Origin of the sequence: Flavobacterium ajazii, assembly GCF_010614725.1 — a bacterium.
Taxonomy (GTDB): domain Bacteria; phylum Bacteroidota; class Bacteroidia; order Flavobacteriales; family Flavobacteriaceae; genus Flavobacterium; species Flavobacterium ajazii.
Map to the genome: position 1 here is coordinate 212,282 of NZ_JAAEHL010000002.1, position 15,154 is coordinate 227,435.

Annotated in this window: 16 protein-coding genes; 6 read left to right on the forward strand and 10 right to left on the reverse strand. The window is 32.5% G+C overall.

Going from position 1 to position 15,154, the window contains the following annotated elements:
* Nucleotides 1-21: 21 nt before the first annotated feature.
* Entirely contained in the window at nt 22-2,184 is a 2,163-nt protein-coding gene (locus tag GWR14_RS03595) for a tetratricopeptide repeat-containing hybrid sensor histidine kinase/response regulator (protein WP_163407685.1), read from the forward strand.
* A 5-nt stretch (nt 2,185-2,189) separates the two neighbouring features.
* Here GWR14_RS03595 and lpxK read toward each other — a convergent pair whose 3' ends face one another.
* Genes lpxK through GWR14_RS03610 form a run of 3 tightly spaced genes read right to left on the reverse strand, consistent with a single transcriptional unit; the run spans nt 2,190 to nt 3,722 of the window.
* Nucleotides 2,190-3,212 (reverse strand): tetraacyldisaccharide 4'-kinase, encoded by a 1,023-nt coding sequence (lpxK, locus tag GWR14_RS03600; RefSeq protein ID WP_163407686.1) that lies wholly within the window; start codon nt 3,210-3,212, stop codon nt 2,190-2,192.
* 4 nt (nt 3,213-3,216) lie between these two features.
* The gene (locus GWR14_RS03605; RefSeq protein WP_031455909.1) at nt 3,217-3,498 is read right to left on the reverse strand and encodes a Txe/YoeB family addiction module toxin; all 282 of its coding nucleotides are present in this window, start codon (nt 3,496-3,498) and stop codon (nt 3,217-3,219) included.
* Nucleotides 3,474-3,722, reverse strand: coding sequence for a DUF2683 family protein (locus GWR14_RS03610; protein ID WP_163407687.1), 249 nt, complete (start codon nt 3,720-3,722; stop codon nt 3,474-3,476). Before GWR14_RS03610 ends, GWR14_RS03605 begins: the two co-directional genes overlap by 25 nt.
* Nucleotides 3,723-3,846: 124 nt before the next feature.
* Between GWR14_RS03610 and GWR14_RS03615 the strand changes: the two genes are divergently transcribed.
* The 5 genes from GWR14_RS03615 (at nt 3,847) to rluF (ending at nt 7,985) form a co-directional block, all read left to right on the forward strand.
* Nucleotides 3,847-4,941 carry a Nif3-like dinuclear metal center hexameric protein gene (locus tag GWR14_RS03615; protein WP_163407688.1) on the forward strand — a complete coding sequence of 365 codons (1,095 nt, stop codon included), beginning with the start codon at nt 3,847-3,849 and terminating at the stop codon, nt 4,939-4,941.
* A gap of 3 nt (nt 4,942-4,944) precedes the next feature.
* Nucleotides 4,945-5,724, forward strand: a complete 780-nt coding sequence (locus GWR14_RS03620) for a zinc ribbon domain-containing protein (protein WP_163407689.1) — start codon at nt 4,945-4,947, stop codon at nt 5,722-5,724.
* A gap of 55 nt (nt 5,725-5,779) precedes the next feature.
* Complete coding sequence (locus GWR14_RS03625) at nt 5,780-6,643, forward strand: alpha/beta fold hydrolase (RefSeq protein ID WP_163407690.1); 864 nt, start codon at nt 5,780-5,782, stop codon at nt 6,641-6,643.
* Nucleotides 6,644-6,707: 64 nt separating this feature from the next.
* The gene (locus GWR14_RS03630) at nt 6,708-7,055 is read left to right on the forward strand and encodes an antibiotic biosynthesis monooxygenase family protein (RefSeq protein ID WP_163407691.1); all 348 of its coding nucleotides are present in this window, start codon (nt 6,708-6,710) and stop codon (nt 7,053-7,055) included.
* Nucleotides 7,056-7,172: 117 nt separating this feature from the next.
* Nucleotides 7,173-7,985, forward strand: coding sequence for a 23S rRNA pseudouridine(2604) synthase RluF (gene rluF, locus GWR14_RS03635; RefSeq protein ID WP_163407692.1), 813 nt, complete (start codon nt 7,173-7,175; stop codon nt 7,983-7,985).
* A 195-nt stretch (nt 7,986-8,180) separates the two neighbouring features.
* Here the strand turns inward: rluF and GWR14_RS03640 are convergent, their stop codons facing one another.
* The 7 genes from GWR14_RS03640 to GWR14_RS03670 form a co-directional block, all read right to left on the reverse strand.
* Nucleotides 8,181-8,927: a LytR/AlgR family response regulator transcription factor gene (locus tag GWR14_RS03640; RefSeq protein ID WP_163407693.1), complete on the reverse strand. Its 747-nt coding sequence runs from the start codon at nt 8,925-8,927 to the stop codon at nt 8,181-8,183.
* Nucleotides 8,920-10,665, reverse strand: a complete 1,746-nt coding sequence (locus GWR14_RS03645; protein ID WP_163407694.1) for a tetratricopeptide repeat-containing sensor histidine kinase — start codon at nt 10,663-10,665, stop codon at nt 8,920-8,922. Before GWR14_RS03645 ends, GWR14_RS03640 begins: the two co-directional genes overlap by 8 nt.
* 102 nt (nt 10,666-10,767) lie before the next feature.
* On the reverse strand, nt 10,768-11,241 hold the full coding sequence (locus GWR14_RS03650) for a hypothetical protein (protein ID WP_163407695.1): 474 nt from the start codon (nt 11,239-11,241) through the stop codon (nt 10,768-10,770).
* 261 nt (nt 11,242-11,502) lie between these two features.
* On the reverse strand, nt 11,503-12,891 hold the full coding sequence (locus tag GWR14_RS03655; RefSeq protein WP_163407696.1) for a DUF4153 domain-containing protein: 1,389 nt from the start codon (nt 12,889-12,891) through the stop codon (nt 11,503-11,505).
* 81 nt (nt 12,892-12,972) lie between these two features.
* A complete protein-coding gene (locus tag GWR14_RS03660; protein WP_163407697.1) occupies nt 12,973-13,263 on the reverse strand; it encodes a winged helix-turn-helix domain-containing protein in 291 nt (96 codons plus the stop codon).
* Between the two features lie 4 nt (nt 13,264-13,267).
* The gene (locus GWR14_RS03665; RefSeq protein WP_163407698.1) at nt 13,268-13,882 is read right to left on the reverse strand and encodes a hypothetical protein; all 615 of its coding nucleotides are present in this window, start codon (nt 13,880-13,882) and stop codon (nt 13,268-13,270) included.
* A gap of 259 nt (nt 13,883-14,141) precedes the next feature.
* Entirely contained in the window at nt 14,142-15,068 is a 927-nt protein-coding gene (locus GWR14_RS03670; RefSeq protein ID WP_163407699.1) for a magnesium transporter CorA family protein, read from the reverse strand.
* Between the last annotated feature and the right edge of the window lie 86 nt (nt 15,069-15,154).

Genomic DNA, 15,154 nt, shown 5'->3' on the forward strand with positions numbered 1-15,154 from the left:
CATTATAAAAAGTATTACAATATGAAATACCTTTTTATTTTTATCAGTTTTTATTACACCTCTTTGTATTCGCAAACCAAAACGGATATAGACAGTATTTCGTATTACAACAAAGCCATAAACGTCAGTCTTAAAAATAAACAATATGATAAAGCTGTATTGTTTACAGAACGATCTATAAACTATTGCCAAAATCATCATTTAACAGAAAATCAGGCAAATCAAACTTTTAAGCTTGGAAAAATCCACTACAACCAGTTCAATTATGACGAGGCTTTAAAACAGCTTCATAAGAGCATTACCTTATTTAATAAGCTCCCATTATCAGCAACCAAAGCACTTGCTTTATATTACATCGGAATTGTAAACACCGAAAAAAAGAATTATGAAACTGCCGAAGCATACTATAAAAAAGCAGATGCAGTTTTCAATAAACTGAATTTAAACGACTCTCAGAATTTAAATTTACAAAAAGCAATTGAACTTAAATCCCATAAAGATTACATTTTAGCTTCCAAAATTTTAAAAAAAATAATCCAGCTTCCGGACAATAATAATTTTTCAACACTCAGATCCGATGCTTATTATCAGCTCGGTTTAATTGCTGTACAACAAAAAAATGATTCGGCTATTGTTTATTTTAATAAAGCACTAAAACTTTATCAAAAAAATCAGAATTTAAAACAAAAGTCAAAAATTATTCTGGCGCTAAGTCAATATCATAAAAACAAAAAAGATTTTGAACTTGCCTTTAGCTATTTAGATGAGTACCAGCAGATCGAGAATTATATTGTAAAGCTTAAAAATGCTAAATTTGTTTTTGACGAATTCAAAAAAACAAAGAAAAATGAACTTTTAAATGACGAATTTAAAAGAAAAAGTGAAGAAACTGCACAGGTAAAAACATACCGTTATTCAAAATTAATCAGCATTTTAGCGATTGCCCTTATCTCTATTTTATCGTTACTGAGTCTGGCATTGTACAAAAACAATATTATCAGAACGCAAAACAATTTACTATTAAAAGAAAAAAACAAAGAACTCGTAATAGCCAAAAACAAAGCTGAAGAAGCGACAAAAGCGAGATCAGAATTTCTATCTACTGTTAGCCATGAACTCCGGACACCACTAAATGCCATTAACGGAATTGCTCATATATTAATTGAAGACGACCCAAAAGAGTCCCAATTAAAATATTTAGATTCCCTGCAATTCTCCGGAAATTACCTCACAACATTTATCAATGAGATCCTTGAAATAAACAAAATTGAATCGACTAAAATTGAAATTGAAAAAATCACTTTTGATTTAAAAACACTGCTTGTCAACATTCAAAATTCATTAAAAGAATTAGCAGCTGTCAATAACAATCATTTTAAACTTGAAGTAGACGATGCTATTCCGGACAACCTTATTGGCGACAAAACTAAGCTGTCACAAATAATCCTGAACCTGATAAACAATGCTTTAAAATTCACTCAAAACGGTGAAGTGAGTGTAATCGCTAAATTAGATAATCTTGAAAACGAAAATGCTACTGTTTACTTTGAAATAACAGATACCGGAATCGGCATTCCAAAAGACAAACAAAAAAAGGTTTTTGAAAGCTTCTCACAAGGTTCTGTAGAAGTAAATCGAAAATATGGAGGAACCGGTTTGGGACTTACCATAGTCAAAAAACTAACAGAACTTTTGGGTGGAAAAATAAAACTACAAAGCGAGGTTGGCAAAGGATCTTCTTTTAGTTTAAAATTAAGTTTTGGAATAAGCGACAAACCATCAACAGATATTCCGGAAACTAAAATATACAATGACTACCAACTAAGAAACAAACTGATTTTATTGATTGAAGACAACAAAATAAATCAGATGATAACGAGGAAAATGCTGGAGAAAAAATCCATGAATTGTGAAATATTAGATACCGGCGAAGAAGCCATAGAACTAATAAAAACAAAACAATTTGACATGATTTTAATGGATGTTCACCTTCCCGGAATCAATGGAACAATTGCAACCCAACAAATTCGTGAATTTGACAAAACCACACCTATTATTGCATTAACAGCCATTTCACTTGACGAAAACAGAGATCAGCTTTTATCTTTTGGAATGAATGACGTCATTACAAAACCCTTTGTGCCTGATGAGTTTTATAGTACAATTGCTAAATTTTTTAAATAAATTATCTAAAAATTTATATTATCCCTGACAAATTTCAGAATTGAAGCGTCAAAATTTTGCTGATGCCTGACAAAAGAACTTTTTATTGGCAGATAATATAATTGTAAAAGCGATCCTGAATCTTTCAGCCGCACATAGTCTTTTTCAGTAGTAATGATTTTTTCATTCCCGGCTTTGTCCTGAATTGCCTTTAAGTCTGTTTCAGAAAAATGATGATGATCCGGAAAAGTCAGACACACATCATTTTCATTCTTTAAATAATCAAAAAAAGGTTTTGGCTTTGCAATTCCGGCCAAAAGCAGTTTTGGCTCTGATTTAATTTCGTTTACAGCAATTTTTTCTCCTACATTATAAATTGCATCATCATAATCTGTAAACGTAAAATAGATTTGCTGTGAACAGTTTAGTTTTAATTTCTCCCGAATCTCACTTTGTTTTTCATCAGACAAATTCTTCGGACATTTGGTAACAACCACAATATTAGCCCGGTTGGCTCCGCTCCTGCCTTCACGCAAATTTCCGGTTGGAAGCATAAAATCATCAGCATACAAATCATCAAAAGCTGTCAGTAAAATATAAAATCCTGCTTTTACTTTTCGGTGCTGATAAGCATCATCCAGTAAAATAATTTCCGGTTTTATTTTCTGTGAAAGCAATTGCGTAATTCCGTTAGCCCGATTGGCATCAACCGCCACCTGAATGTTTGGAAATTTTTGATAAAACTGAAAAGGTTCATCACCCAGAATTTCAGCATTTGAATTTGAATCAGCCAGAACAAAACCTTCTGATTTTCTTTTATAACCTCGACTTAAAGTGGCTACTTTGTAATTATCCGACAATAACCGAATTAAATATTCAATTTGAGGTGTTTTACCGGTTCCGCCTACGCTAAGATTTCCAACCGCAATTACAGGAATATCAAACGAAGTAGATTTTAAAATTCCTTTATCAAAAAGGAAATTACGGATAGAAGTAATAAATCCGTATAAAATAGCGAAAGGAAAAAGGATTTTTCTAAGTAAGTTCATAAAGTTATTTATCTGAATAATGTCCCATTGCGGAAATTACAAAAACGGTTACAATATCCTCCTGCACTTTATATATAATTCTGTCTTTAGAGTTTATTTCTCTCGACCAAAAACCACTTAGTCCGTATTTTAATGCTTCCGGTTTTCCAACGCCTTCATAAGGAGTTTCACTAAGTTCTTCTAATATTTGAGTGATTTTTTTAATACTGGCCTGATTACCTGCTTTAAAATGTTTCTTTAAATGTGCTTCAGCTAATTTTTCTATTTTAAGCCCAAACTTCCCCATACATCTTTTGGATCAACATCAGTATAATCACCTCTTTTTGCTGATTCTAAAACCATTTTTACAAATTCAGGATTATAGGGGCTGTTTTTTTTTATAAGTTTCTTTGAATCTGTTTCTACAATCTCTACTCCATCAGCTCCTTTAACAAAAGCTTCAGACAAAATAGCCATAAAAGCTTTTCCTGCTTTAGTACGTTCGTTAATTTTTATTGTTACTGTAGTCATATCGATTGATTTAGAATTACAAATATACAAAATATGCATTATTAATGTAAATAATATGCATTCAGCAAAGGTCAACTTCAAACAAATTCGTTAATTTGTTAATACAAATAATGAAAATTTAAAGATGAAAATCAAAAATATAATAGACGTTCTTGAAGAAATGGCTCCTTTGGCCTATGCTGAAGATTTTGACAATGTTGGGCTTTTAGTCGGGAATTCAGAAACTGAAACCACCGGGGTTTTGATTTGCCATGATGCTTTAGAGGCAGTAATTGACGAAGCCATTACCAAAAACTGTAATCTGGTGGTTTGTTTTCATCCAATATTATTCTCCGGAATCAAAAAAATCACCGGCAAAAACTATGTCGAACGTGCCATTTTAAAAGCCATCAAAAACGATATTGCTATTTATGCCGTTCATACTGCTTTAGATAATCATTCGCAGGGAGTAAACAAAATATTTTGTGATGCATTAGGCTTAATCAATTCAAAGATTTTGATTCCTAAGCAGAATTTCATTCAAAAACTAGTTACTTACACAGTTCCCGAAAATGCACAAAAAGTACGTCTGGCACTGTTTGAAGCCGGAGCCGGAACAATTGGCAATTATGAAAACTGCAGTTTTAACTCAAACGGAACCGGAACTTACAAAGGCAATTCTGAAAGCAATCCTGTAATTGGAGAACGCCACGAATTAACAGAAACAGAGGAAATAAAAATTGAAGTTACTTTTGAAAAATATTTACAATCCAGAATCTTAAAAGCGCTTTTTGCGAATCATGTTTACGAAGAAGTGGCTTATGAAATTTATGATTTACAAAATTCGCATCAAAACATTGGTTTAGGAATGATTGGTGAATTTGAAACCGAAATGGATGAAAAAGAGTTTCTGCATTTTGTAAAAGATAAAATGGTTGCTGACGGAATCCGACATTCAGCCTTTACAGGAAAAAAAATAAAAAAAGTAGCTGTTTTGGGCGGTTCGGGAAGTTTTGCCATTCGAAACGCCATCAACGCAGGAGCAGATGCTTTTTTAACTGCTGATTTAAAATATCATCAGTTTTATGAAGCCGAAAACAAGTTACTTTTGGCCGATATTGGTCATTTTGAGAGCGAACGCTATACAAAAAATTATATTGTTGATTATCTTAGGAAAAAAATCCTTAATTTTGCCATCATTTTATCAGAAGAAAATACAAATCCAGTTAAGTACTTATAGAATATGACGAATACGAAAGAATTAAGTGTTGAGGACAAGTTAAGAGCCATATACGATTTACAGCTTATTGACTCAAGAATTGACGAAATTAGAAACGTACGAGGAGAACTGCCTTTAGAAGTTGAAGATTTAGAAGATGAAGTTGCAGGTCTGAACACTCGTTCAGAGAAACTGAAAGGTGAACTAGAAGTGATTGAAGAGCAAATCAAAGCAAAGAAAATTGCAATTGAGGAGCACAAAGAGGTTATCAAAAAATACACAAAACAACAAGAATCTGTTCGTAATAACAGAGAATTTAATTCTTTGACAAAAGAAGTTGAATTTCAGGAATTAGAAATTCAGCTGGCTGAAAAACAAATCAAAGAAATGAAAGCTTCTATTGAGCACAAGAAAGAAGTTATTTCAAATCTAAAAGAAAAATTAGAAGCTAAAAGCTCACACTTAAAACATAAAAAATCAGAGTTAGATGCTATTATGGCTGAGACTCAAAAAGAAGAAATTTTCTTAACTGAGAAATCTGCTGAATATGCCGCACAAATCGAAGACAGATTATTGGCAGCTTACAACAGAATCAGAAGCAGTGTTCGTAATGGTTTAGCTGTTGTGTCTATCGAAAGAGGAGCTTCTGCCGGATCATTCTTCACAATTCCTCCACAGACTCAGGTAGAAATTGCTTCAAGAAAGAAAATCATAACGGATGAGCATTCTGGAAGAATCTTAGTTGACAGCGCACTTGCTGATGAAGAGAGAGAGAAAATGGAACAATTGTTCGCTAAAATCTAAATAAAATTGTCCCGATCAACATCGGGACTTTTTTTTACCATAAATTTTACCAGGTTTGGGACTTAAAAAAGGAATTCGTTTTATTACATTAAAATCGGTTGGACAATATATTAACTTACTTAGTTATATCCGCCCACAAAAAGCTGTTGAACTTTCTTATGCGCTTTTCAGCCAGCCACGTGATGGCAGACTGCAAAAAGAAAAACTGCCAAAAATCCTAAGAAACACAGAAACAGAAACGTTTCATCATAACGAACACCATTTTCAAACCTATATCTGGAAAGGAAACGAAACCAAAATCTTATTGGTTCACGGTTGGGAAAGCAATTCATCAAGATGGAAAAAAACGCTTCCGCATCTTCAAAAATCCGGAAGCACCATTATCGCTCTTGATGCACCTGCTCACGGACAAAGCAGCGGAAAGGAATTTAATGTTCCGCTTTATGCTGAATTTATCAATAAAGCGGTAGAAAAATACCAGCCGGATATTATCATCGGGCATTCTATCGGGGGTGCAGCCTGTGTGTACCATCAATATTTGTTTCCAAATACCAGCATTAATAAAATGGTTATTTTAGGAGCACCGTCAGACCTAAAAACGCTGATTGATAATTATGTATCGATGCTGAGTTTAAATACCAGGATGTTTTCGCTTTTAGAAAATCGTTTTTTAACGCATTTCAATTTTAAACTCGAAGATTTCTCCGGACAAAAATTTGCTTCTCAATTCAATATTCCGGGGTTAATTGCTCATGACACAACAGACAAAATTGTTGCTTTTGAAGAAGGGAAAAAAATCGCCAGCAACTGGAAAAACAGTCAGTTTATAGAAACCAAAGGGTTAGGTCACGGCATGCACGATGATGAATTGTATCAAAAAGTGATTGCCTTTTTGTTTTCTTCGAAAGGTTCAGAATAGCAAAGGTTCAAAGGAACAAAGACTCGTTATATCTTACTTCTAACTTAATTCATAACTCAAAAAAATGATAGCTGTAATTTTTGAAGTCATCCCAAACGAAGGTAAAAAAGAAGAATATTTAGATATTGCTGTAAGTCTAAAGCCTGAATTAAATCGTATTGAAGGATTTATTTCTATTGAACGTTTTCAGAGTCTGAGTGACCCTGGAAAAATTCTGTCTTTATCGTTTTGGAAAAACGAAGAAAGTATTCAACAATGGAGAAATCTAGAAATGCACCGCCAAGCTCAGGAAAAAGGCAGAAATAAAATCTTTAAAGATTATCATTTACGAATTGCAACCGTAATTCGTGATTATGGAATGTTTGAAAGAAATGAGACTCCTGAAGACAGCAAAGAATTTCATCATAAATAGGACAATCAAAGTCATAGAGAAACAGAAATCTATTTAAAATTTCTAAATTCAAACCAAATCTAAAATTCTAAGTAGCCCAGCAATCTAAGAAGTCTAAAATTTGACTAATTTTGTATCATGGAAGAAAATCTAAAACGCCTTAACAAATTCATTGGAGAAACCGGTTATTGTTCACGCCGGGAAGCAGACAAACTGATCGAAGAAGGACGAGTAACCATAAACGGTTCTGTACCCGAAATGGGGACCAAAGTTTCACCTGATGACGAAGTGCGCATAGACGGAAAACTAATCGTTGAAAAACACGAAAAAATGATTTATCTGGCTTTCAACAAACCGGTCGGAATTGAATGCACCACCAATCTGGAAGTCAAAAACAACATTGTCGATTATATCAATTACCCAAAACGTATTTTCCCGATCGGAAGACTGGATAAGGCCAGTGAAGGTCTGATTTTTATGACTAATGACGGTGATATCGTAAACAAGATTTTGCGCGCCCGTAACAATCACGAAAAAGAATATACTGTAACCGTAAACAAACCGATAACCGACCGTTTTATACAACGCATGGGCAACGGAGTTCCTATTTTAGATACCGTTACCAAAAAATGCAAAGTAGAACAAATCAGTAAATATACTTTTAAAATTATCCTGACTCAAGGTTTGAACCGTCAGATTCGTAGAATGTCTGAGTATTTAGGATATGAAGTTACTGCACTGAAACGTATCCGGATTATCAATATCTCGCTGGATGTTCCCGTTGGTCGCTACAGGGATTTAACCGATGCTGAAATCAAAGAATTAAATCAGTTAATCGAGCCTTCCAGTAAAACGGAAGAGGCAAGTTTTCCCAAACCTGAACCGGCTACAAGAAGAGCTGGATTCATTTCGAAACACGATCCCCGATTTAAAAAAAGAGGAGATCGTTAACAGTAAAGTTGAAAGTTTAAAAGTCCTAAAGTCAAAAGAAACAAGACCTTGAATATCTATTGAATATAAGCATTTTAGATTGTTTCGTTTAATCTCAAAACACAACATTGTTTCATTTCTGGCACTTAGTGTTATATAAAAAATATTTATTTATACGCATAAATGATATAACACTAAAATACTCAAAAACAAATTTTATTTCAATACTCTAAAGTGTTTTACAAAGTCTTTGTATTTGTCACTTAAGGTAACTTTATGTTTTCCTTTTAAGACAATCAAATTATCATTTACAATTATTTCCTCTATTTTACTGGCGTTTACAATATAATTTCGGTGGGTCTGAAAAAATTCCGACGGATCCAGAAGCTGAATGATTTTGGTCAGTGAAATTAAAATGACAAATTTTTCTGTTTCGGTTATGATGTTACAATAGCGGTCTTCGACTTCTATGTACACAATATCCCTGATTTGAACTTTCTTCAAGGATTTATTTTTTTTAATAAACAGCGAATCGTTACTGACAACAGCATTTTGATCTTCGCTATGGAAAGCATTGGTTTGTCCGTAAAACTTTTCGACTGCCATTTCAAGTGCATATAAAATTTCAAGCTCATTGAATGGTTTCAACAAAAAGCTAAAAGGTTTGGTCAATTTAGCCCTTTCGAAAACCTGACGGTCTTTTGAACTGGTTAAAAAAACAAATGGTTTTACGCTATTGGGAACAATATTTATGGTTTCTGCAAAGGTAATTCCGTCCGGTTTTCCGTCTAAAAAAACATCGATAACCACGATGTCAATTTCTTTTTGATAAAATAGCGTTAATGCATCCTGATACGTACGGGCAATCCCGGCAATGTTATAATTATTTTCAGTAAGTACTTTTACAAGTGCGTCGCTTTCTTCCTGTGTATCTTCGACAATAAGTACATTTATATTATCCATGGTTTTTAAACTTTGGTAATGCTATGATAATCCTGGTTCCAACATTTTCCTCACTCTCTATATCGAGTTTCCCTTCGTTTTTACGAATCAGGCTTTTACACAACTGCATTCCCAATCCGGTTCCTATGATATCATCGTTTTGCTTTTTCGAAAGCAAAATGGTTTCTTTTAATAATTCTTTTCTTGTCGCTTCGTTCATTCCTAATCCGGTATCTTCAATTACCAGATAACAAAATTCTTCTGATGAAGGACGGCTGTAAATAGAGATCGTTCCGTTTTCTTTAGAGAATTTAATCGCATTGTCTAAAAAATTCCGAATAATGATTTTGAGCGAATCCAGATCGGCAAACACATAATCTGAAGCTGAAACATTGCTTTTAAATTCAATATTCTTATTCAACATCAAAGGTTTGTAATTGTACTCTACATGCTCTACAATTCTCATCAAATGCAATGATTCCTGATAAAAATAACCTTGTTTGGTTTGCAGCAAAGCCCAATTGAGCAGGTTGTCTAATAAATTATACGCACCACTGGCAATTGAACTGTTTTTGTGCAATAAAACATCGAGTTCGGTATAGTTTTTACTTTCCAGATTCTGGATCAATTTACCATTGCTGGTTTTTAAGGCGTTTACCGAAGAACGCAAATCATGACTGACAATTGAAAACAATTTATCTTTTGTAGCATTCAGTTCGTCCAGTTCGTTTTTCTGAGCCAGGATTATTTTATTGTTTCTGATTTTCTGCCTGTAAAAATAAACTCCGGTACCCAACAGTACAAACAACAAAACCGAAGAAATGAGAAACCCATTTCTTTCGGCTATTTTTGCTTTATTTTCTGCAGCAAGAACGTTGACTTCTTTTTGCTTTTGCTTGACTGCAAATTTCTTTTCAACTTCTGCAATCTCCCAGACTTTGTTTTGATCGTTTAAAGAATCTTTCCAGGTTTCGTATTCTTTTCTGTAAGTTAAAGCTAAAGGGAAATTTTTTCTGTTCTCTTCTACTACTGCCATGTTTAATGTGGCATTTTGTTTTAACTCAAATGATTTTACTTTTTTAGAAAGATGATATGCTTTTTCAAAATAGGGTATTGCTTGTGAATCTTTATATTGTTCATAATATAAATTAGCTATATCAACATATGAACCAATAAGCATTAAAGTATCTTTTTCTGCCTCATGTTCATGAGCACTTTTAAATAAATATTCTTCTGCTTTATCAAACTCCTTCAAATGCAAATAACATAATCCAATATCATGCAAAACATTATTTCCTTTTAATGTACTATTTTTCGAAGCAGAATATTTTTCTATCTCCTTAAAATAACTTAGCGCTTTCTTAAATTCATTCTGTTCTAATGCAATTTCTCCTAAAAGACTTTTAACTTTATGGTAAAACTTAAAATCATTAGAAATTCTATTAAATTCTTTCTTTGCTTCATTAAGAAGTTTTTTATTTCTAAAACTAATAGCTCTAAAGTAATGGCAATAGTTCATAATTTCAGTGTTTGCATTAGCATCACTAAGCTGTTTCATAGAATACACTAATGTAGAATCCCATTTTTCCTGTAAAAAAAATGCCCCAGCAATACTAAAATTAACCTGCTCTTTAAACTCCTTCGTTTTTAATTTAATTTCAGTATTAAAAGCATCATCATTAGAGGGTTTTAATTGCGAAAATGCAAAAAGCTGAATTAATAGAAATATTAAAACAAAATAACATTTAACTTTAATCATTATATTTTATGATTATATTTTTAATATCTTCATCTATCAAAAACATATTAATGATAATTGTAGAAATATATTATTTTAGGAGAAAATAGTTATTTTTCACTTCTAATTAGTTGGTTGAACTATAGTAACTGTGCCTCTAGATGTTACTGGATCAGAATCCCATAGAAATGTCTGGATTGATGTTAGCTTTGAAAGTCCTCCAATAAAAATATCTGCATCAGCCTGAAAGATTACTTCATAAATAAACAAATCTCCTGATAATTCTTCAGGCTGATTGTATACTATAAAAAATTGCAATTGTGGTTGTCCTTCTATATCTATATAGGTATTCTGAATTATATTATAATCAAGTACTTCATTTTTGATAACCTCAGCAGCTACATAAATAATAGCATTCATTGTAAGTGTATTCTCTCTGGCAGAATAATAGGCTTCAACATAAGGAGCTAAAATCTCTACAGATTTCGTTTCCTGAAATGTCACATTTCCTATTGAATTTGCTCCTGCTACAGGCGTAATATCTGTTCCTGGAGGATAAATGATTACAGGGTCTTCAATCGGGGTAGTTTTTTCCATGGTAATAAATTTTAGGGGTTAGGTTAAATTAATATTTTGCATTTATGAAATAGTACTCAATTAAGGCATATTTAACTGACATAACAAGCAAGATTTCGACATCAAATATAACAAAGTATTTCTGAATAAGTTTTGTTTAAGTGTACATTCAACGTTATTATTTGCTTTTTGTCAATAAAAAAACAAACCAAATCAATACAAAAAAATATTTTATAAAAAAAATCCTACCGTTTGATATGGTAGGATTTAGTCGTTTTTTGTTTATTTATTTTCTTTCAAAAACTCATAATACAATGTTTTTGATAAAAATGATTTTTCCTGATAAGAATGAATCTTGTATTCTCTTGCAGTTTCTTTTACTTTACCATCTAAATTGTTCTTAAAAAAATATTCCCTCCTTGATTCATCATTAAAATTTAAATCACTAAGAAACGTAGGCTCTACTCCTTTGTTTACTGAAATATTATAATTGGTAATCAGATTTCCCCAATTGAAATAACTGCAAACCAAAATCGTTCCGTATAAATACCAAATCATGTGGTTAAAAAGATAAGCGTTTGTTTTTTGCCTGATAATTTTTTGAAAAGAAAGTATTAAACCAATAATGGCTAAAGCTAAAAATAAGTATACTCCCAGTCTTTTATACGTTAATCCGAAAAAGGCAATATATTCGGTGTTTTTAGTGAATGCACTTATAATTAAAGCACAGTTTAATGCAATCCATATTTTGGCAAGTCTTTTTAGACGGGCTGCTTTTTCATCAAAATTGAATCCTCCTTTAAAGTAAAACAGAATTACTCCTACTGCCATAACGATTGAGAAAATCACAGCATTTACGCGTTCGTGTGTATCTGAGCTTAAATTTGTTTTTTCGACCACCTCAAAGAACTGTTCGTAATTATACGTTCCAATGAATACCAATAACATCAGGTTTAAAAGTACGAGCGTAATTTCGCCGCTCTTTCTTTCAAAATCTACATCAAGGAAAGAAAATGTATTTTGGTTTTCTATTGCTTCTGTATTGCTGAAATCATTATCCAGTAAATGCTTTTTTTCATAACAAACTTCCGGAATCCAGTAATTCCAAAAACTGAAAGAAATATAGAATCCTAAAACGGAAATAACGATTAACTGCCAAAGATCAATATCTAAAGTATAATCTGTGAACAGAGAAGAAAAATGGTCGCTTCCGAAAGAATAGACGATAAAAAACAATCCCAGAAAAACGGCCGGAATAACGACAAAGGCAACCAGTTTTTTAGCAAAATTATTATGGATTTTCTTTTCGGGAAGCCATTGTTTAAACATTAAAATGCGTCCTAACGACGTAATTCCGTTTAAAAAAATAAGAGGTACTACCTGAATGACTTTAAGTTCTCTTTCATGAGTTTTAAACTGTAAAAAGGTAACTGACAATGCCAACGCCCAGAAAGAAGCAAAATCTCCGTACCAGGCAAACGCCAGACAAGACAATATGGAGGTTACGACTAATATTAAATGGGTTCTGTCTGTAAATTTGTCCTGAAAAAAATAACAGATTGCAGCGGTAATCACTAACCCGAAAAGAGCCAGATTAATCCCCATTGTCTCATTGTAAAAAAGCAGTGTAAAAATCAAACTGCCGGCCAGAATAAATTGGTGTTTTTTCATGATTTTAGAATTATTGTTTATAGTTTTTACATTTAAAAAGTACTTTGTATTTCAAAGTTTTTAGGTAAAAAAATTTAGTTATTAAAATTTCATTAATTTTTCCAGATAATTAAGGTGTTCTTTAAAAGCAGCACGACCAATATCGGTAACTTTATATGAGGTTTTAGGTTTTTTGCCTACAAATTCTTTCTTTACTTCAATATACTGGGCTTTTTCAAGAGCAGAGGAATGACTTGCTAAATTACCATCTGTGATATTCAAAAGTGTTTTCATTTCGGTGAAGTCAATCCACTCATTTACAATCAGAATAGACATTATCCCTAATCTGACACGGCTTTCGAAATCTTTATTTAATTTATCAATAATTCCCATGGGGTTATTTGTATTTTTTGAACATTATTAATCCGTACAAGATATGTAAAATACCAAATCCAATTATCCAAAAAATCAAACCATATCCTAAACAAAACAGAGAAACAAATCCTAAAACCAATTCGCAGTATCCCAAATACTTCACATCCGAAAATGTATACTTTTCAGCATTTATTACAGCTAATCCGTAGAAAATTAATGTTGCAGGTGCAATTAAAATGTATATGTGGTGGTACAAAAGTGCCAGACAAAATATACCGCCTGCCAAAAGTGGAATTGCTAAATTTAAAAGCATATTTTTAGTCGCCGATGTCCAGATCGGCAAATCATATTTTTTACTTTTTCTTATGGTAAATAAAATCCCGAAAGTTAAGGCGAAGACTAAAATAAGGAACATGGTCAAAATTAATTCTGAAATCAAATCAGAAGAAAAAGTTCTTTCTTTTATTTCAAAATAATTAATTCCGTATTTCTCCAATACAGCATAAACGTACAATCCGCCGATAAGGGCAGACAATCCCGCAAAAACTCCTGAGAGTCCGCTTAAGGATATAAATCTTGAAGAACGTTCCATCATAGAACGAATATGTGCTAAATCTTCCTGGTGCTTCTGATTCATAATTAAAGTACTTTGCAATACAAAGTTATTGTTTATTTTGAATTGGCAAACTAAAAACTGAATTTATTTATTTTTTGTCTGTAAAACTCTTTTAACTCCTAATGTGCGTGAGGGATAACTTCACTTAATTTTTATTTACATCTGAATTCAGTGAACTTTGTTTGAAATAAGCTACCGAAGTAGCATGGATAGACCGTATTGTGAAACAAAAAAAGCCTGTTCACACGAACAGACCTTTGTAATTTCTTAATTTATTGATTTAAAACCATCTTCTTCTTTTGAAAAGAAATACGCCAAAAGCAGATAACAGAACTGAAATGAGAAGAAGAATCCAGATACCATATTTACTGTCTTCCAATCCATTCGGTACATTCATCCCGTACAGACTGGCAATAAGCGTGGGAATCATCAGAATGATTGAAATTGAAGTCATCTGCTTCATAATGTTGTTCATGTTATTGGAGATTACAGAAGCATAGGCATCCATCATTCCGGTTAAAATATTACTGTAAATATTGGCCGTATCCTGTGCCTGGCTCAATTCTATTTCAACATCTTCCAGCAGTTCCAAATCGTAATTTGCTTTGTGAGCTTTTAGGTTTTTAATCCGCTGAAATAATACATCGTTAGCTTTTAAGGAAGTAATAAAAAACACCAGGCATTTTTCTATTTGAAGGAGTGCCTGCAGTTCTTCATTTTTGATTGATTTTTCTAAATTATCTTCTGCCAGTTTTATTTTTTGATTGACTTGTTTCAAATATTTTAAATACCATACACTGGATGAAAGCAATAATCTTAAAACCAAATCGGGATTGTCTTTGATCCCTATATTTTTACGCTGTGAGTACAATACAAAATCAGCTATAATTTCTGTTTTGTAAAAAGTAATAGTTACACAGATGTCTTCTCTAAAAATTACGCCCAGAGGAATGGTTTGAAATGGCAATTTAACATCATCACTTTTGATGGGAACCCTCATAATAATTAATGTCCAGCCATCTTCAATTTCGATACGGGGTCTTTCGTCGATATCTTCGATATCATTGTAAAAGGCTTCGGGAATCTGAAGCTCTTCTAATAAATATTTCTTTTCTGAATCTGTTGGATCCTGAATACTAATCCAGCAATTTGGTTTCCATGTTGGGATTTCTGTTACTCCGTTGTTGCTTGTGTAAAATACTTTCATTTCAAAATACAGGTTTTATGCAGCATTTTGAAAATTTTCAAAAGCTACTTTAATTTAATACTAACGAATAATAATCGTCCATTTGG

What these genes read in the sequence shown, in the direction of transcription:
- GWR14_RS03595 (WP_163407685.1), top strand. Translation starts at nt 22, where the DNA reads ATGAAATACCTTTTTATTTTTATCAGTTTTTATTACACCTCTTTGTAT.
- lpxK (WP_163407686.1), bottom strand. Translation starts at nt 3,212, where the DNA reads ATGAACTTACTTAGAAAAATCCTTTTTCCTTTCGCTATTTTATACGGA.
- GWR14_RS03605 (WP_031455909.1), bottom strand. Translation starts at nt 3,498, where the DNA reads ATGGGGAAGTTTGGGCTTAAAATAGAAAAATTAGCTGAAGCACATTTA.
- GWR14_RS03610 (WP_163407687.1), bottom strand. Translation starts at nt 3,722, where the DNA reads ATGACTACAGTAACAATAAAAATTAACGAACGTACTAAAGCAGGAAAA.
- GWR14_RS03615 (WP_163407688.1), top strand. Translation starts at nt 3,847, where the DNA reads ATGAAAATCAAAAATATAATAGACGTTCTTGAAGAAATGGCTCCTTTG.
- GWR14_RS03620 (WP_163407689.1), top strand. Translation starts at nt 4,945, where the DNA reads ATGACGAATACGAAAGAATTAAGTGTTGAGGACAAGTTAAGAGCCATA.
- GWR14_RS03630 (WP_163407691.1), top strand. Translation starts at nt 6,708, where the DNA reads ATGATAGCTGTAATTTTTGAAGTCATCCCAAACGAAGGTAAAAAAGAA.
- rluF (WP_163407692.1), top strand. Translation starts at nt 7,173, where the DNA reads ATGGAAGAAAATCTAAAACGCCTTAACAAATTCATTGGAGAAACCGGT.
- GWR14_RS03640 (WP_163407693.1), bottom strand. Translation starts at nt 8,927, where the DNA reads ATGGATAATATAAATGTACTTATTGTCGAAGATACACAGGAAGAAAGC.
- GWR14_RS03645 (WP_163407694.1), bottom strand. Translation starts at nt 10,665, where the DNA reads ATGATTAAAGTTAAATGTTATTTTGTTTTAATATTTCTATTAATTCAG.
- GWR14_RS03650 (WP_163407695.1), bottom strand. Translation starts at nt 11,241, where the DNA reads ATGGAAAAAACTACCCCGATTGAAGACCCTGTAATCATTTATCCTCCA.
- GWR14_RS03655 (WP_163407696.1), bottom strand. Translation starts at nt 12,891, where the DNA reads ATGAAAAAACACCAATTTATTCTGGCCGGCAGTTTGATTTTTACACTG.
- GWR14_RS03660 (WP_163407697.1), bottom strand. Translation starts at nt 13,263, where the DNA reads ATGGGAATTATTGATAAATTAAATAAAGATTTCGAAAGCCGTGTCAGA.
- GWR14_RS03665 (WP_163407698.1), bottom strand. Translation starts at nt 13,882, where the DNA reads ATGAATCAGAAGCACCAGGAAGATTTAGCACATATTCGTTCTATGATG.
- GWR14_RS03670 (WP_163407699.1), bottom strand. Translation starts at nt 15,068, where the DNA reads ATGAAAGTATTTTACACAAGCAACAACGGAGTAACAGAAATCCCAACA.